The organism is Streptomyces sp. NPDC053560, assembly GCF_044544605.1.
In the GTDB taxonomy this organism is placed as follows: domain Bacteria; phylum Actinomycetota; class Actinomycetes; order Streptomycetales; family Streptomycetaceae; genus Streptomyces.
Genome location: NZ_JBITXI010000002.1, coordinates 24,644 through 42,504, shown reverse-complemented (window position 1 = coordinate 42,504; position 17,861 = coordinate 24,644). Strand labels below are relative to the sequence as shown.

General features: G+C 75.1%; 11 protein-coding genes and 1 pseudogene. 8 read left to right on the top strand and 4 right to left on the bottom strand.

Annotated features, from left to right (window positions below):
• Positions 1-43 precede the first annotated feature (43 nt).
• From pcp to ACIGQF_RS03360, 6 genes are all read left to right on the top strand, one after another.
• Positions 44-688: a pyroglutamyl-peptidase I gene (pcp, locus tag ACIGQF_RS03385; protein ID WP_399704883.1), complete on the top strand. Its 645-nt coding sequence runs from the start codon at positions 44-46 to the stop codon at positions 686-688.
• A gap of 56 nt (positions 689-744) precedes the next feature.
• Positions 745-2,286 carry a hypothetical protein gene (locus tag ACIGQF_RS03380; protein ID WP_399704880.1) on the top strand — a complete coding sequence of 514 codons (1,542 nt, stop codon included), beginning with the start codon at positions 745-747 and terminating at the stop codon, positions 2,284-2,286.
• 94 nt (positions 2,287-2,380) lie between these two features.
• Complete coding sequence (locus ACIGQF_RS03375; protein WP_399704877.1) at positions 2,381-3,316, top strand: hypothetical protein; 936 nt, start codon at positions 2,381-2,383, stop codon at positions 3,314-3,316.
• Positions 3,317-3,407: 91 nt separating this feature from the next.
• Positions 3,408-8,795: a hypothetical protein gene (locus tag ACIGQF_RS03370; protein ID WP_399704875.1), complete on the top strand. Its 5,388-nt coding sequence runs from the start codon at positions 3,408-3,410 to the stop codon at positions 8,793-8,795.
• 85 nt (positions 8,796-8,880) lie between these two features.
• Positions 8,881-10,353 carry a sensor histidine kinase gene (locus ACIGQF_RS03365; protein ID WP_399704872.1) on the top strand — a complete coding sequence of 491 codons (1,473 nt, stop codon included), beginning with the start codon at positions 8,881-8,883 and terminating at the stop codon, positions 10,351-10,353.
• On the top strand, positions 10,350-11,030 hold the full coding sequence (locus ACIGQF_RS03360; RefSeq protein ID WP_399704869.1) for a response regulator: 681 nt from the start codon (positions 10,350-10,352) through the stop codon (positions 11,028-11,030). The genes ACIGQF_RS03365 and ACIGQF_RS03360 overlap by 4 nt, the downstream gene beginning before the upstream one ends.
• Positions 11,031-11,075: 45 nt before the next feature.
• Here the strand turns inward: ACIGQF_RS03360 and ACIGQF_RS03355 are convergent.
• The 4 genes and pseudogenes from ACIGQF_RS03355 to ACIGQF_RS03340 form a co-directional block, all read right to left on the bottom strand.
• Positions 11,076-11,708 (bottom strand): annotated as a pseudogene (locus tag ACIGQF_RS03355) (phosphatase PAP2 family protein); the annotation flags it as partial.
• A gap of 108 nt (positions 11,709-11,816) precedes the next feature.
• Positions 11,817-12,902 (bottom strand): S-(hydroxymethyl)mycothiol dehydrogenase, encoded by a 1,086-nt coding sequence (locus ACIGQF_RS03350; protein ID WP_399704866.1) that lies wholly within the window; start codon positions 12,900-12,902, stop codon positions 11,817-11,819.
• 146 nt (positions 12,903-13,048) lie between these two features.
• On the bottom strand, positions 13,049-13,867 hold the full coding sequence (locus ACIGQF_RS03345) for an IclR family transcriptional regulator (RefSeq protein ID WP_399704863.1): 819 nt from the start codon (positions 13,865-13,867) through the stop codon (positions 13,049-13,051).
• Between the two features lie 239 nt (positions 13,868-14,106).
• Positions 14,107-14,607: a hypothetical protein gene (locus ACIGQF_RS03340; protein WP_399704859.1), complete on the bottom strand. Its 501-nt coding sequence runs from the start codon at positions 14,605-14,607 to the stop codon at positions 14,107-14,109.
• A gap of 170 nt (positions 14,608-14,777) precedes the next feature.
• Here ACIGQF_RS03340 and ACIGQF_RS03335 point away from each other — a divergent pair, with 170 nt between their 5' ends.
• Both ACIGQF_RS03335 and ACIGQF_RS03330 read left to right on the top strand, forming a co-directional pair.
• Entirely contained in the window at positions 14,778-17,426 is a 2,649-nt protein-coding gene (locus ACIGQF_RS03335) for a nitrate- and nitrite sensing domain-containing protein (RefSeq protein WP_399704856.1), read from the top strand.
• A complete protein-coding gene (locus tag ACIGQF_RS03330) occupies positions 17,423-17,857 on the top strand; it encodes a roadblock/LC7 domain-containing protein (protein WP_361567642.1) in 435 nt (144 codons plus the stop codon). The genes ACIGQF_RS03335 and ACIGQF_RS03330 overlap by 4 nt, the downstream gene beginning before the upstream one ends.
• Positions 17,858-17,861 lie beyond the last annotated feature (4 nt).

The window sequence follows — 17,861 nt, the reverse complement described above, 5'->3', positions numbered from 1 at the left end:
ACCGCACTCGCACACGCTCCGACACGACGCCGAGGAACAGCGCATGACACGGATACTTCTGACGGGTTTCGCCCCTTTCGGGGGAAGTGACGTCAACCCTTCCCAGCGGGCCGTGGAGGCCGTCGCCGCCGATCCGCCTCCCGGCGTCGAGGTCGTGACCGCCGAGCTGCCCTGCGTCTTCGGGGAAGCGCTCGACGCGCTCCGCGAGGCCGTCGCGGCGGCGGACCCGGAGATCGTGCTCTGCGTCGGTCAGGCCGGCGGGCGCCCGGACGTCACCGTCGAGCGGGTGGCCATCAACGTCGACGATGCCCGCATTCCCGACAATTCGGGAGAGCAGCCCATCGACGCGCCGATCGTCGAGGACGGTCCCGCGGCGTACTTCACCACGCTGCCCCTCAAGGCCTGCGTCGCCGCCGTACGCGAGGCCGGGCTGCCCGCCTCCGTCTCGCAGACCGCCGGCACCTTCGTCTGCAACCACGTCTTCTACGGGCTGATGCACCTCCTGGCCACCGAACGGCCCGCCACGCGCGGCGGCTTCGTGCACGTCCCGTACGCCCCCGAGCAGGTCACCGACAAGGGCGAGCCCTCGCTCCCCGTCGGCGCCACCGCCGACGCGCTGCGCGTGATCATGGTCACGGCCGCGGACCGCACCGACGACATCAAGGCTGTGGGAGGCGCCACACACTGACCTGCGGGGCCGTGCCGTTTCGTCCGTTGTCAGTGCGACGGCCTAATCTGTTCACCGTGACTTCTCCATCCCCCCAGAGCGCTGCGCCCCAGTTCAGCGGGGTGACGCGACCCGCGCCGGGCCCGGCCGCCGACGAGGGCCTGGCCCGGCGGCTGCGCGCGCTCGCGTGCACGGCGCCGCTGCACGACCTCGACGCGCGCAAGGCCAACCTCGCGGGGGAGTACGGCGTCTACGCCATGGCCGAGGTCGCGCTGTCCGCGATCGACCTCGTCACGCTCCACATGGACTTCGACACCGGGGCCGACCACGAGCAGATAGTGGCCAGGCTGCAGCCCCGCATCGCGGCACAGGCGCCGCGCCGCCCGGCGGCCGAGCACGAGCGCGTCGCCCGCTGGGTCCTGGAGAACCTGATCAACGTCGGCAGCGTGGACCGCGGCTTCCGCGCGGTCTACGGCACGTTCACCGCCGACGGCGACTACGTCCGCCGGGACTACGACTTCAAGCTCATCGAAGAAGTCCCCGGCCCCGGCGGCACGGTCTACCTCCGCACCACCGACGAGGCGGTCAACGTCCTGGTCGGCGCGCTCGACACGGACGTCACCAGCGCCCAGATCGCCGCCGAGGTCAAGCTGGAGGTGCTGATCAGCCGCGGTCGCCTCGCCGACGCCCAGCTCGCCGCCGAGCAGGCGCGGTACCGCACCGTGCAGTACGCCGAGACGCTCCGCAAGACCCTCGACGCGACCCGGCGCAACGTCCGCGCCGTGGACTGGCTGCGCACCGTCCCCGACATGATCACCGAGGCGCTCGACCACGTCGCCGACCGGTACCGCCACGAGAACGCGATCCTCACCAACATCCGCCGCGCCCGGGACGAGGCCGAGACGGGCAACGACCCGAAGACGGCGGAGCACAAGCGGCGCGCCGCCGAGCTCGTCGACATCGTCAAGGACTGCATCCGCCGCCACACCCAGCTCCAGTCCCGCCTCCTGGAGGCCGGCCCGCTCTTCCGCGCCGAGCAGGACCGGCAGGCGTTCGCGCCGCCCACGGCGCACGCCGGGCTGGACCTCTACGGCCAGCTGGTCGCCCCCGTACTGCCGCTGCCCGTGGAGCAGTCCACCCGGGTCACCGACGCCTTCTTCGCCAAGGGCACCGGCCTGCGCACCCCCACCGCCGTACGGGTCGGCGACCTGGTCGAGATGCTGCTCACCCCGCCCCAGGAGCGCGAGCACCTCGGCGCCGAGATGCCCGAGCCCGACCTCATCGCCACGCCCGACGACAGCCGGTTCAGCGAGGAGCAGCTGGACGCCGCGACCGCGCTGCTCACGCTGCCCCCGGACGCGCCGCGCCGGCTCTCCGGACTGCTCGCCGAGGCGCGCCGCCAGGACCCCGAACTGCCCTACCTCGTCGCGCTGCTGGCGGTGCACGCCGCGAGCCCGCCGGTCGGCACGGCATACCGCCAGGGCGAGGGAGAGCTGCTCTTCGCGGTCGACGACGGCACGGAACTGGTGGACCACGAGTTCGGCGGCGCCGACCTCATCGTGGGCACCGCCCTGCTGGACGCGGCGGGCATGGCGGCCGAGCGGTCGGAGGTGGCGTGATGCCGGGAGCCGGGACGCCTGCGATCCCCGCCGGGGCGGGCACCGCCAAGAGGCGCACAAGAGTTGAGACCGTGATCCGCAAGGAGCCAGATTCGTGACCGAGTACGACGCCGACGACACCGCGCGGCCGGATCCGACGGCCGGCGCGGGCGACGGCTGGGGCCTGCCCGCGCCGGAGGCGGAGCAGCCCGCCAAGGGCCCCGCGCCGGTCACCCCCGCCGACGCCGCGGACGCCGCCCGCCTGGTGTCCTTCGGCCTCCAGCCCAAGCTGGCGCCCGCCCGTGACGCCGAGTACGGCGAGCTGCTGCGGCGTTACCGGGACGATCCCGCGTTCGCGCGCCTCGCCGACGCCGTCGCCTCGGGGCTCGGCCTGGTCGTCCTGGAGGTCTCCACCCGCGCCGGGATGGCCGTCACCGCCGCCGAGGACTCCGTCTTCGCGGTCCGTATGGGCGACTACGCCCGCCGCGCCTCCACGGACGCGGGCGACCGCTTCCTGCACGGCCTCGCGCACCTGGCCGTCGCCGCGATGGCCTTCCCGCGCCCCGAGGACCTCGCCGACGACGGCTACATCGGCCGCATCACGATCAACGGCGTGGACGGCTTCGTGCGGCAGGCCTGCCGGCGCCTGGAGGAGCGCGCGGCCGAGGCCGGCGAGAACACCGACCCCACCAGCGGCGCGCCCGGCCTGGAGGCGTCCTGGCGGGTGTACGCCCGGCGCAGTTCGACGGGCGCCACCAAGGACGCCCGGCGGCTGGCGGGTTCGACCACCGGCATCATCGCCAAGGCCGTCTCCTTCCTCGTCGACTCCGGCTTCCTGCAGCGCACCGGGGACGACGCGGGCGGCACGTACCGCACCACGGCCCGCTATCAGCTCCAGGTGCGCGACATGGCGGGCACGGCCGCCATGGCCGAGCTGCTGGAGCTGGGCGTGGTCCCCATAGCGGACGGCAGCGCCTCGCTGCTGCCCGCCGAGGACACCGACGACCTGGACCTGGTCGCCGACGCTGGGCTGCCCTTCCACTCGGGCTGACCCCGCCCCGTGGGCCGCGGCCCACGACCGACGGCCGGCCGACCGGCCGGCCACCGACCGACCACCGTCACGACAACGAGAGTCCGCCTCTATGTACGAGCTGTCCCGGGTTCGCCTCTACTCCATCGGGCCCGCCGGTGCGCGCTACGCCGACACCGTCCTGGACCTGCGCGGAGTCGGTGAGCCCGTGCCCCGACCGGCCCCGGCCCAGGCGGACTTCTTCGAGGAGGAGCCGGTCGGCCCGCCGCGCCGGCCGGCCCCCGCCGGCGTGCTCTTCCTGGAGAACGGCGGCGGCAAGTCCGTACTGCTCAAGCTGATCTTCTCGGTCATGCTGCCCGGCCACCGCAACACCCTCGGCGGGGCCAGCTCCGGCGTGCTGCGCAAGTTCCTGCTCGCCGACGACTGCGGCCACGTGGCCCTGGAGTGGCAGCACACGGTGACCGGCGAGACCGTGGTGGTCGGCAAGGTCAGCGAGTGGCGCGGCCGTCAGGTCTCCAACGACCCGCGGAAGTTCGCCGAGGCCTGGTACAGCTTCCGCCCGGGGCCCGGGATGAGCCTGGACTCCCTCCCCGTGGCCGAGTCCACCGCCGTACGCCCGATCGTCGAGGGCGCGTCCGGCGCGCAGGGCCGCCGCCGCACGATGAAGGGCTTCCGCGACGCCCTCACCGAGGCCGGCAAGAACTACCCCAACCTCGACGTCGTCTGGGTCGAGATCCACGAGCGCTGGAACGAACACCTCGGCGAGCTGGGCCTGGACCCCGAACTCTTCCGCTACCAGCGGGAGATGAACGCCGACGAGGGCGAGGCCGCCGGCCTCTTCGCCGTCAAGAACGACTCCGACTTCACCGACCTGCTGCTGCGCGCCGTCACGGACACCCGGGACACAGACGGCCTCGCCGACCTCGTGCACGGCTTCGCGCACAAGCTCGGCCGCCGCGCCGAGCTGACCGCCGAACGCGACTTCACGGCCGGCTCCCTCGACCTCCTCTCGAAGATCGCGGAGAACGCCGAACACCGCGAGCGCGCCCGGGACGTGCACGCCGGTGCCGAGCGGCGTACGCGCCACCTGTCGCAGCGACTGCACGCCCGCGCCACCGAGGAGCGGGGCCGCGCCGCCGAGCTGGCCGAGCAGGTCGCCGGCGCCGCCCACGCCGTCACCGAGGCCGAGGCCACCCGCGAGCGGCGCTCCCTGATCTCCGCCGAGATCGCCTACCGGCACGCCTCGCTGGCGCTGGCCGCCGCCGAGAAGGGCGCCGCGGCGCAGCGCCGCGAGCTGAACGACGCCCGTACGCTGCACTCCGCCTGGCAGGCCGCCGAGACCGTGCTGCGGCACCGCGCGGCGGCCGACCGCTCGGCGCGCGTCGCCGCGGCCATCCAGGAGGCGGAGCGGGACGCCGCACCGGCGCTCGCCGCCCGCAGCAAGGCCGCGGCCGACCTCGTACGAGCGCTGCACGGCGCCGCTACCGAGGCGGAGACCTGGGCCAACCAGGAGGAGGAGCGGTCCGCGGCGCTTCAGGAGACGGGAGAGGCGGCGCATCGTGACGCCACCGCCGCCGCAACCGCGGCGCAGCGCGCCCGCAGCGAGACCGAGCACCTCCGGCAGCGGCTGGCCGAGGTCGAGCAGGAGACCGCCGAGGCGGTACGGGCCGGCTGGCTGGACGACACCGCGCCGGACGCCGACCCGGCCCGCGCCGCGCTCGCCGCGACGGACGCGGAGAAAGCCGCGGTCGAGTCCTGGGACACCGCCCGCGAGGCCGCCCGGGTGACCGGCGACCGCGCCAAGGAGGCCGCGGCCCGCCAGTCCCGCGCCGAACTGGCCGCGGCCCGCGCGGAGGACGCCGCACAGGCCGCCGAGCGCGCGTACGACGCCGAGCGCCGCGCCGCCGAGGCCATCGGCGCCGAGCCCCGGCTCGCGGAGCTGCTGGGCCTGCCGTCGGCGCTGGCCGCACCCGCGCCGGGCCTCCCGGGCCAGCGTGGCGCCGGACGCCCGTACGCCGCGGACGCCCACCCGCCGCTCCGCGTGACGGTCCGCCTGGACGACGCGGACGAGGCACTCGCGGCGGCTCCCGAGGACGACGGGGCCGGTGCGCTCGGTACGGACGCGGACGACGCCGACGACGGGTACTTCGCCGGGCCCGTGCTGGGCAGCGCCCCGGACCGGACGCTGCCCGCCGCGCCCGCGCACGCGGACGAGGCCGGCGCGTCCGGCACCGCCGACGCGATGGCCGTGGGCGGCGGCTCCTGGGCGTCCGGCGTCGTGGGCCTCGGCGCCTCCGCCGAGGACGAGGCGCCCGCCTCCGACGAGCGCCCCGCCGGGGGACGCGGCACGTACGCCGCCGATTCGGACTCCCGTAATGAGGTCTCGGCGCGAATCGGCACCGAGGGACCGGAAGAAGGACCGGAAGAGGGACCGGAAGGCGCCGCGTACGACGGGCAAGGTGGTGCGGAGGACGCGCCCACTGGGGACACCGGACGGGCGGCGGACGGTACCGAAGAGGCCGACGCGCCCGCGGACCCCGAGGCCCTCGCCGACGCCGCCCACGGCGAGGGTGCCCCCGCGGACGACGAAGCCTGCCCGGACGACGAGGGCGACGGCGACGGCCCGCACGAAGCGGCTGCCGCCCGCCCCCGGCGCACCGGCGTCACCGGTCCCCTCTCCGCCGAAGAGGTCGACCGGAACGCCGAAGCGCTGCAGGAGCTGCTCGACGAGAGCGTCAGCTCCGCCGAGCGGCAGCTCTTCGAGATGCGGACCGCCGCCGCCGACGACGCGCGCATCCTCGGCGCGCTCGGTGACGGCGGCCTCCTGCCGCCCGGCCCCGACGTGCTGGCCGCCGTCGAGTACCTGGGTGAGCACGGCGTCCCGGCCCTGCCCGGCTGGCGCTACCTCGCCCAGTCCGTCGACCCCGTGGACCACGCCCGGGTCCTCGCCGCCCGCCCCGAGCTGGTGGACGGCGTCATCATCACCGACCCCGACACCCACGCCCGCGCCCGCGACGTGCTGGCCCAGGCCGCGCTGCTGCCGCGGTCCGCCGTCGCCGTCGGTACGGCCGCCGCCCTGCTCGCGCCGACCCCGCCACCGGAGGCCGAGGACAGCGGCGTCTTCCTCGTGCCGCCGAACCCGGCCATGCACGACGAGTCGGCCGCCGACGAGGAGCGGCAGGCGCTGCGCGCCCGCGCCACGGCGCGCGACGAGGAGATCCGGCAGCTCGCCGCCCGGCTCTCCGCCGACCGCGCGCTCGCCGCCCGGCTCGCCTCCTGGCGTACGGGCTGTCCCGCCGGCCGGCTCGCCGAACTGTCGGCCGCCGCCGAGGAGACCCGTACGGCCGCCGACGCCGCCACGGCCGAGCTGACCGAGTCCCGTACGGCGCGCGCCGAGGCGGACGAGGCGGCCGCCGAGGCGGCCCGCGTCCGGGAGGAGCGCGGCGAGGCCGCACAGCGCGCCCGCCGGGTCGCCGACGCGCTGGCCGGGCTCGCGTACCGGCTCCGCGAGCGTGCCGCCTGGCAGACCAAGCTGCGCGAACTGGCCGACGAGGGCGCGGAGTACGAGTCCCGCGCGGAGGAGTGCGTCGACCGGGCGCGCGCCGCCGACGAGGACCGCCGCGCCGCCCAGCGCGCCGCCGACGACGCCCGCCGCACCGCCCGCGCGCTCCGCGCCGAGCGGGCCGAGATCGCGGGCGTGCCGGACGACCTGGGCGAGGAGGAGGCCCCGCCGGAGTCCTCGCTGCCGACGCTCCGCGAGGCCTACCGTGCCGCGTCCCAGCTGTACGAGAAGGTCGGCGTCGGCGCCGACCTGCGGGCCGAGCAGGCGCGTGCCGAGGGCGACGAGAGCAACGCGCGCAACGAACTGGACCGGCTCACCAACAAGGTCCGTACGCGCGCCGAGATCCTGCTGCAGAGCCCGGACGCGGCCGACGGCCCGTCCCGGCAGGCGGCGGCCGCCCGTGCCGAGGAACTGGTCGCGATGCTGGAGTCGCGCGCCTCCGCGGCCAGCGAGCAGCTCGGCCGGCTGCGCGGTGAGGCGGAGCGCCTGGCGCCCCCCGAGGGCGTCGAGGCGCACACCGAGCTGCCCGAGGAGCTGGTACCGGCCGACGCCGACCGCGCCAAGGAGCTGCTGCGCACCGCCAACGCCGAACTGGCCACCGCCACCGACGCGCTGGACACCGCCCGCGCCACCCATGCCGAGCTGCTGCGCGGCCACCGCACCGCCGAGGACGCGGCGGGCGGCTTCGACGAGACCGCCGCGATGCTGCGCGACATCCTCCGCGACAACACCCCCGACGAGGACCAGGAGACGCCCGAGCCGTACCGGGGGCGGCTGGAGGAGGCCCGGCAGGCGGCCGCCGAGGCCCGCCGCTCGCTGCGCGGCTGCGCGAGTGACCTGTCGGCGGCGGACTCCGCGGTCCGCGAGGCGAGCGACGTGCTCGTACGGCACGCCAACTCCACCCGGTACGAGATGGTCAAGACCCCGGCCCGGCAGCAGATCCGCGAGCTGCCCGCCGCCGCGCTGCCTGACCACGCGGCGAAGTGGGCCGAGGCGTTCGCGCCCCGGCTGCGGGTGCTCACCGACGAGCTGGAGCAGCTGGAGCGCAACCGCGACAGCATCGTCGACCGGCTGCGCGGGCTCGTGGAGTCCTCGCTGGCCACGCTCCGTTCGGCGCAGCGGCTGTCCCGGCTGCCGGAGGGCCTGGGGGAGTGGTCGGGCCAGGAGTTCCTGCGGATCCGCTTCGACGACCCGGACCAGGCCACGCTCACCGAGCGGCTCGGCGAGGTCATCGACGAGGCGACCCGGGCGGCCGTCAAGCGCAACAGCGACCTGCGCCGGGACGGCATGTCGCTGCTCCTGCGGGGCGTCGGCGCGGCCCTCCAGCCGCGCGGCGTCGCCGTGGAGATCCTCAAGCCGGACGCGGTGCTCCGTGCCGAGCGGGTGCCGGTCGGGCAGATGGGCGACGTCTTCTCCGGCGGCCAGCTGCTCACCGCGGCCATCGCGCTGTACTGCACGATGGCGGCGCTGCGCAGCAACGACCGGGGCCGCGACAAGGAACGGCACGCCGGCACGCTGTTCCTGGACAACCCCATCGGCCGCGCCAACGCCACGTACCTTCTGGAGCTCCAGCGGGCCGTCGCCGACGCGCTGGGCGTTCAGCTGCTGTACACCACCGGCCTGTTCGACACCACGGCGCTCGCGGAGTTCCCGCTGGTCATCCGGTTGCGGAATGACGCGGACCTGCGCGCGGGCCTGAAGTACATCAGCGTCGAGGAGCACCTGCGCCCCGGACTGCCGCAGCAGCGCGAAGCGGAGACGATCCACGGCGAGATCACCGCGACCCGGATGTTCAAGCGCCCCGAGGAGCAGGACGCCCCGCGCATCCCGCAGGGCGACCGCAAGGCGGCCCCGAAGGAGGAGCCCGCGACCACCTCGGACGAGGTGGCGGCGTCGTCCGAAGAGCCGGCGCCGGACGGCCCGGTGGCGGAGCGGTAGCCCGCACACCGCGCCGTCACCACCCGGGCCCGCACAGGTCTTTCGGCAGTGTCCGGCCGCCCGCGGTCCTTCGTATGGTGGCGCGGTGAAGCGACCGAAGACCGGGGCGGGGGCCGCGCCGCCCGAAGAGGCCGACACGGGCGGTGCCCGGTGGCTCCCCGGGGCGGCGGGCCTGCCCCTGGCGGGCGCCGCCGTCCTGGGCGCCCTGAGCCTGGCGCTCCCGTGGTGCGCCCTGCCGACCGCCGCCTGCGCGTTCCTGGCGGGGCGGCGGCCCGGGCGGACCCGTGCCGTGGCGATGGCCCTGATCGCCGCGCTCGCCGCCGGCGTGCTCGCCGTCTCGGTGATGCCCGAGTGGATCACTTGGGGGAGCCGCTTCGTGGCGGTGCTGGCCGGGGCCGTCATGCTGCCTTGGTTCGCCGGCCGGTTCCGCCGCCAGTACCGGGACCTGATCCGGGCCGGGTGGGAACGCGCCGAGCGCCTGGAGCGTGAGCAGCGGCTGATCGCGGAACAGGCCCGGCTGCGCGAACGGGCCCGCATCGCCCAGGACATGCACGACGTCCTGGGCCATGACCTCAGCCTGATCGCCCTGTCGGCCGGTGCGCTGAAGCTCGCGCCCGGCCTGCCCGATGCCCACCTGGCGACCGCCCAGGACATCAGGGCCCGCGCGGCGGCCGCGGTGGAGCGGCTCGGCGAGACGATCGGCGTACTCCGTCAGGACACGGAGGAGGCGCCCGCGCGGCCGGCCGAGGCGGGCCTCGCCGACCTGGTCGACGAGGCGGCCGCCGCGGGACTCGCGGTCGCGCTGCACATCGAGGGTGCGGCGGACGGCCTGCCCTCGATGGCCGAGCGCGCCGTCCACCGGGTCGTACAGGAAGCGCTGACCAACGTCGCCAAGCACGCGCCGGATTCGACGGCAGCCGTCCGCCTCCGGCACACCGCGGGGGAGACCGAGGTACGGGTGACGAACGGCCCGCTGCCCGCCGCGGCGCCGGACCGGCGTGGCGAGGGCCACGGCCTCACAGGGCTGGACGAGCGCGTGACGCTGGCGGGCGGCACATTCACGTACGGGCCCACGGAGGAGGGCTTCGCCGTCGTCGCCACGTTCCCGCACAGCGCTCCCGTGCGGGCCTCCCGGCACGGTGGCGAGGCGTCCCGTGCCGCGGCCGGTGAGCTGCCCGCAGAACAGCGGCGCGCGCACCGCCGGTTGGGCCGCACGCTGGCCGCCGCGTTCATGGTTCCGCTGGTGACGGCCGCGCTGCTGGGCGGCTCGCTGCGGGTGTGGGAGGCGATATCGGTGGGCGGGACGGTGCTGGCCTCCGAGGACTTCGCCCGGCTGCGGGCCGGGCAGGACCGTGCCGAGGTGGCACGCCATCTGCCGGACCGGCAGGCGGCGCAGTGGCCGACGGCGGCGGAGCCGGAGGGCCGGGGCACGTCGTGCGAGTATTACGCGATGACCGCCGACCCGTTCGACGACCGGTCGGGGGACGTCTACCGGCTGTGCTTCCGGGCGCACGCACTCGTCTCCGCCGACGCCTTCACCGGAAAGGACGTCCGGTGATCCGCATCCTGATAGCCGATGACGAGCCCATGATCCGGGCCGGGATCCGGGCCGTGCTCGCGAGCGATCCGGACATCGCCGTCGTCGCCGAGGCCGCCGACGGGCACGGGGCGGTGGACCTCGTTCAGCGCCACCGCCCCGAGGTCGCCGTGCTCGACATCCGCATGCCGGGGCTGGGCGGCATCGAGGCGGCGGCGGAGATCCGCCGGACGGCACCGGCCACCGACGTCGTCATGCTGACGACTTTCGGCGAGGACGACTACATCCTCCGGGCGCTGAGCGGCGGCGCCGCCGGCTTCCTCATCAAGTCCGGCGAGCCGGAGGAACTGATCGCCGGCATCCGCGCGGTGGCCGACGGCGCCGCCTACCTGTCACCGCAGGTCGCGGCGCGGGTCGTGGCGCATCTCGCGGCCGGTGGCGCGGGCGCCGCGGCCGGCCGCCGGGCCGCCGCGCGGGAGCGGACCGACGCGCTCACCGCCCGGGAACGCGACGTGCTGGCCCTCCTGGGCAGCGGGTTGTCCAACGGCCGGATCGCCCGCCGGCTGCACCTCGCGGAGGGCACCGTCAAAGCGCACGTCAGCTCGATCCTGGCCCGCCTGGGCGTCGACAACCGGGCCGCCGCGGCCGTCGTGGCCCACGAGGCCGGCATCGCCCTGCCGCCTTCGGAAGCGCAGTAGGGCCGCCGCCCGCGCCGCCGGGGAGAGGAGCAGCAGTACGGCCGCGAGGACGACGGTGGTGCCGAGGCACGCCCCCGCGAGCACGTCGTGCGGGTAGTGCACGCCCACGGCCACCCGGAGCAGCGCCACCAGCCCGGCCGCCGGGAGCGTCACCGCCGCGAGCCGGGGCCGCAGCACCGCCAGGCCGGCCGCGAGCCCGGCGGCGAGGGTGGCGTGGTTGCTGGGGAAGGCCCAGTCGCCGGCCTCGGGGCAGTGCGCGAGTGCCACGGCCTCCCGTACGGCGCGGCACGGGCGTTCCTCGTCCACCGCCAGCTTCAGGGCTTCGCTGGCCCCGTGGGCGGCCAGGGTGGCGCAGCCGGTCAGGACGGTGCCGGCGAGGCCGCGGGCGTCCCCGCGCCGCAGCGCGGTCCACCACAGCCACCCGAGCAGCAGGCCGAGCGCGACCAGCGCTCCCTCGGTGACCGCTTCCAGGACCGGGCCCGTCCAGGCGGGGGCATCGGCGAAGAGGCCCGTGAGCCGCCGGTACGCCGCCGTCGAGGTGCCGCCGGTGACCTGTACGGGGGCGGGCCGGCCGAGCCCGCCGGGCGAGAGCGCCGCCACGGCCGCGGCACCGGCGACGACCGCTGCCGCGGCGACGGACAGACGCCGCGGCAGAGAGGAGTGAAGAACGGTTTCCATGGCCGCCGACCGTAGGAAGGGCGGCGGCCGGGCGCCCGGGCCGAACGGCCGGGGCCACCCACGACCTTCGTCAGGGTTGACGGCCGGCGCGCTGCCCCTGTGTGCCGCTCACAGCACCGCCACCGACCGCAGGACGTCCCCCCGTTGCAACCGGCCGAAGGCGCTCTCCAGGTCGTCCAGCGCGACCGTCTCCGAGACGAACGCCTCCAGGTCGAGCTTGCCGCGCAGGTGGAGGTCGATCAGCACGGGGAAGTCGCGGCTGGGCAGGCAGTCCCCGTACCAGGAGGTCTTGAGGGCGCCGCCGCGCGAGAAGAGGTCGTGCAGCGGGATTTCGACGTGCAGATCCTCCTCGGGGGCCCCGACCTGGACGAGGACCCCGGCCAGGTCGCGCATCGCGAGCGCCTGCCGGAAGGTGTCCGGGCTGCCGACCGCGTCGATGGTGACGTCCGCGCCGTGCCCGCCGGTGAGCGTGCGGACCGCCTCGACCGGGTCGGTCCAGCGGGAGTTGACGGTGTCGGTGGCCCCGAAGCGCTCGGCGGCGTCCAGCTTGCGGGCGTCCACGTCCACCGCGATCACCCGGCGCGCACCGGCCAGCGAGGCCCCGGCGATGGCGGCGTTGCCGACCCCGCCGCAGCCGATCACGGCCACGGTGTCGCCGTTGCCGACCCGCCCCGTGTACACCGCGGCGCCGTACCCGGCCATCACCGCGCAGCCGACCAGCCCGGCGGCCTCGGGCCGGGCCGAGGGGTCGACCTTGACCGCCTGGCCGGCGGCGACCAGTACCTTCTCGGCGAAGGCGCCGATGCCGAGCGCGGGCGTCAGCGGCGTACCGTCCAGCAGGGTCGTCCTGCCGTGCGCCGTACGGGAGTCGAAGCAGTACCAGGGGCGGCCGCGGCGGCAGGAACGGCAGGAGCCGCAGGGGGCGCGCCAGGCGAGGACGACGTAGTCGCCGGGGGAGAGATCACCGCAGCCGGGGCCGGTGGCCTCGACGATGCCGGCCGCCTCGTGGCCGAGCAGGTACGGAAAGGCGTCCCCGGCCGCGCCGTCCCGGTGGTGCACGTCGGTGGGGCAGACGCCGCACGCCTGCACCTGTACGAGGACTTCTCCGGGCCCCGGATCGGGCACCAGGACCGGCAGGACCTCGACCGGCGCCCCCTTTTTCACGGCGATGACGGCGCGGGCTTCGTGCGGCATGTGTTCACTCCTCGACAGCGCCTGCGGCGGCGGAGGTCGGTGCCCGGTTTATGTTGCCTATGATGCGGTCTGTTGCATCATATGAGACATGCTGGGATTCAGGGGCGGATCCGTCAAGAGGTTTTCGCCCCTGCGGGCAAGGGAGTTCAGATCGCGAAGCCCATGGCGCGGGAGAGCTCGGCGGCCGCCTTCACGGCCCGTTCGGCGAGCTCCGGCAGCAGCTCCTCCGCCATGCGGTACGCCGGTCCGGACACGCCGATCGCGCCGATCACCGCGCCGTCGTGCGCCCGTACCGGCGCGGCGACCGCGTTCAGGCCGATCTCCAGCTCCTCGACGGTGCAGGCGAAGCCCTGCTCCAGCGCTTCGGTCAGCTGCGCGCGCAGCGGCGCGGTCGTGAGGGTGCGCTCGGTGAAGCGGGGCAGCGAGCGGGTCAGCAGGTTGTCGCGGCGCTCCCGCGGCAGGTGCGCCAGCAGGACCTTGCCGCTCGCGGTGGCGTGCAGCGGCGTACGCCGGCCCAGCCAGTTGTACGCCGTGACCGCGGCCGAGCCGCGCGCCTGCATGATGTTGACCGCCGCGTCGCCGTCCAGCACCGCGATGTTGGCGGTCTCGCCGGTGTCCTCGGCCAGCGCCCGGCACACCGGCGCGCCCTCCTGGGAGATGTCCAGCCGGATCGCGGCGGCGCCCGCCAGCCGCAGCACGCCGGCGCCCAGGTAGTACTTGCCGCGCTCGCCCTCCTGCTCGACCAGCCCCCGGTTCTCCAGGACACCGAGGATCCGGAAGGCGGTCGACTTGTGGACGCCCAGCTCCTCGGCCAGCTCGGTCACCTTGGCCTCGCCCAGCCGGGCCAGGATCTCCAGCACGCTCACCGCCCGGTCGACGGACTGGACGGAGCCGCCTCCGCCGCGTGTGCTGTCGCCGGTTTCCTCGACGGTCTCGTTGGTGCTGCTGTCGGTCGTCTTCGGCATCGGTCTGTGCGTCACCGCCCGGTGGCCCTGTGCGGCCAGTTGTCGGGAGCCCGTCGTGACCCGCTCCCGGAGCTCGGTCTGTTGCGCGTCACCCAGTTGCGCATCACGCCGAGCGGTGCGCAATAGGAAACGTCATCATACCGATCGACGCCAAAGAGGCCAGATGGCGGCCCACACCGCGGGAAGTCTTTCCGCTCCGTACGGTGTGGCGAAGGAAGACGGACGGTACGGGTGCGGTCTCACGCGGCGGCCGAGCGGCGCTCCTGCCGACGTGCGCGCCGTCGCTCACGGCGCAGCGCCCTGGCCGTGCTGCTCGGGCGCGACTCCACGCCGTTGCGCTGGAGCCACACCTGCCGGGTCACCCAGACATCCAGCACGCCCCAGGTGGCGACGATCGTCGAGGCGACCGTGCTGAGCACCGCGGGGAAGGCGAGCCAGGACCCGGCGAGCGTGCTGAGGAAGGCGACCATCGCCTGGACGAGCGTCACCGCCACGATGATCACGGCACGTACGGCGGCGGCGCGGACCGGGTCGGGCATCCGGGGGCGGGCGGTCGGCTCCTCCTGCCACAGCGTGCCGCTTCTGCCGATGTCCATGAAAGCGTCACTCTCCCCGTGCTTCCCCGCCTGCCCGCCTGCCCGGCTCCTCGGTGACTGCCCGGATTTCTCCGGTGCATGCCGCCGCGTGCCGGCGTTCCCGATCTTATGGTGACCCGCCCCGCGCTCCGTGGCGGAGGCCACATGGGCGGGCGGGTTGTCCCGGAATCACCGGACAAGGGCGGCTATCCCGGCCTGACCTGCGGCCCGCTCCGCCGGACAGCTCTTCGAGTTGATCCCCCGACAGTAGTAGGCTCGCGCCGTTTGTTGACGGAACACCACCCCCGCGCGCCGGGGTTGACGTAGGGGAGGCCATGCGCTTTCGCGGGAAGTCCATCCGCCGGAAGATCGTGGCGTTGCTGCTCGTACCACTGGTGTCCCTGACCGCCATGTGGGCGTTCGCCACCTACGTCACCGGAAGCGAAGCCCGCCAGCTCCTGCAGGTCGCGGTCATCGTCGACAAGGTCGGCTATCCGACGGAGGACGCGGTACAGGCCCTGCAGAAGGAGCGCCGCGCCACCCTGGTCTACCTCGCTGACCCGCGCATCGCGGGCTCCCTGACCGACCTGCGCCGCCGAACCCGCGCCACGGACGAGGCCGTTGACCGGCTGCGCAGCAACGCCGACTCCTCCGACATCCGCGGGGACCTGGCCGGGGGCGCGGGCCCGCGGCTGCGGACCGCGCTCGACGGCTTCAGGGGCCTGGACGAGCTGCGCGAGCAGGTGGAGAACAACACCCTCACCCGGCGTGAGGCGTTCCAGCAGTACAACGCCCTGGTCGACCTCTGCTACGACTTCATGGGCAGCCTGCACTTCCTGCCCGACGCGGACATCTCCAAGGAGGGCGGCGCGCTGGTGAGCATCACCCGCGGGCGCGAAGCCATCTCCCGCGAGGACGCGGTGCTCAGCGCCGCACTGGTGTCCCGTTCGATGACCCCGCGCGAACTGCGGGACTTCGCCGACAGGGTGGCCGAGCGCAAGCTCCTGTACGACACCAGCCTCACCTCCCTGCCCGCGAGCGAGCGGGCCGTCTACGAGGACTACTGGAACGGCGACAAGCCGCGCGAACTGCAGGCCTTCGAGGACCGGGTGATCGCCGCCGGGCCCTCGGCAGCGCCCACCGCGGTCAACGCCGAGCGCTGGCACAGCGTCGCGGGCCGGGTCCTCGGCGACCTGGACCGGATGGACAAGGAGGCGGGCGACCGCTTCGCCGACCGCGTCCAGCCCGCCGCGATGACCGTGCTCGTCAAGGCCGCCTTCGCCGGCGTCCTCGGCTTCGTCGCCCTGCTCGCCTCGATCGTCGTCTCCTTCCGGCTGGGCCGCCGCCACGTGAAGGACCTCAGCCGGCTCCGCAAGGACGCGCACGAGGTCTCCGGCGTACGGCTGCCCAGCGTCATGCGCCGGCTCGCCGCGGGCGAGCACGTCGACGTGGAGACCGAGGCGCCGCGGCTGGAGTTCACCCAGGACGAGATGGGCCAGGTCGCCCAGGCGCTCAACACCCTGCAGCGGGCCGCGATCGAGGCCGCCGTCAAGCAGGCCGACATGCGCCGCGGCGTCTCCGAGGTCTTCGTCAACCTCGCCCGTCGCAGCCAGGTCCTGCTGCACCGTCAGCTCACCCTGCTGGACGCCATGGAGCGGCGTACGGAGGACACCGACGAGCTGGCCGACCTCTTCCGCCTGGACCACCTCACCACCCGTATGCGGCGGCACGCCGAGGGCCTGGTCATCCTCTCGGGCGCAGCGCCGTCCCGGCAGTGGCGCAAGCCCATTCAGCTCATGGATGTCGTGCGCGCCGCTGTCTCCGAGGTCGAGGACTACGAGCGCATCGAGGTGCGGCGGCTGCCGCGCCTCGCGGTGGAGGGTCCGGCGGTCTCCGACCTCACCCACCTCACCGCCGAACTCCTGGAGAACGCCACCGTCTTCTCGCCGCCGCACACCGCCGTGCAGGTGGTCGGCGAGCGGGTCGCCAACGGCTTCACCCTGGAGATCCACGACCGCGGCCTGGGCATGGCGCCCGACGCGCTCCTGGACGCCAACCTCCGGCTCGCCGAGACCCCCGAGTTCGAACTCTCCGACACCGACCGGCTCGGCCTCTTCGTGGTCAGCCGGCTCGCCCAGCGGCAGGGCGTACGCGTCTCGCTGCAGGCCTCCCCGTACGGCGGGACCACCGCTGTGGTGTTCATCCCGGGCACCCTGCTGACCGAGACCAACGACGGCCGCGGCGAGGACACCGGCTCGGTGCCCGTGAAGCGGCCCGCGCCGGCCGCGCGCGGCGACCTGGCGGCGCTCGCCCAGGTTCCGGTGCCGCTCCCGGAGCGCACCCCGGACATGCCGGCGCAGCGACCGGCCGTGGACGAGGACGCGAACGCCCTCCGTGGCCCCCGGAGGCAGCGCCGCACCGAGGAGAGCCGCCCCGCGCAGCCCACGGGCCCGGTGCCCGCCGCGCGCGAGCAGCAACCCCCGGCCCGCGACCGGGCCCCGGGCGACGGCCCCGCGCCCCTGCCGCGCCGCCGCCGCTCCCCGGCACTGGTCAGCGATCACGGCCGCCCGGTGGCGGACGCGGACCGGCCGGCCGAGGAGGTCCGCGGCGAACGGCGGCCCACCGAGGCTGCCCCCACGGAGACCGCGCGCCCTGAGACTGCGCGTACCGAGGCCGTGCGCTCCGAGGCCGTGCGCTCCGAGGCCGCGCCCGCGCCGTCCGAAGAGGCGCAGCCCGCGCGGACGGTGCGCGGCCTGCCCCGGCGGGTACGGCAGGCCAGCCTCGCCCCCCAGCTCAAGACGTCGCCCGACCAGCAGGCCGGTGCGGCACCCGAGGCCGCGGACCTCGCGGCCGACCGTGACGCCGAGGCCGTGCGGGCCCGTATGGCATCGCTCCAGCGCGGCTGGCAGCGAGGCCGGCGCGAATCCGGCGACGACGGCAGCGGCACAGCACCGAGAAAGAACATGGGAGGGGACGGTCGATGACCGCACCGAAGGCAACAGCAGCCGGGACCGCAGCGAAGGGCTCGGGCGAACTGGGCTGGCTGCTCGACGAGTTGGTCGGCCGGGTCGGCTTCATCCGCAAGGCGCTCATCCTCTCCAGCGACGGCCTGGCCACGGGTGCCTCGGCCGACCTGTCCCGGGAGGACGCGGAGCACCTGGCGGCCGTCGCCTCCGGCTTCCACAGCCTGGCCAAGGGCGTCGGCAGGCACTTCGAGGCGGGCCAGGTGCGCCAGACGATGGTCGAGCTGGACGAGGCGTTCCTGTTCGTGAGCGCCGCGGGCGACGGCAGTTGCCTCGCCGTGCTCGCCGACGCCGACTCCGACGTGGGCCTGATCGCGTACGAGATGACGCTGCTGGTCAAGCGGGTGGGTACGCACCTGGGCACGGCGCCCAGGGGCGACCGGCCCAGTTGAGGAT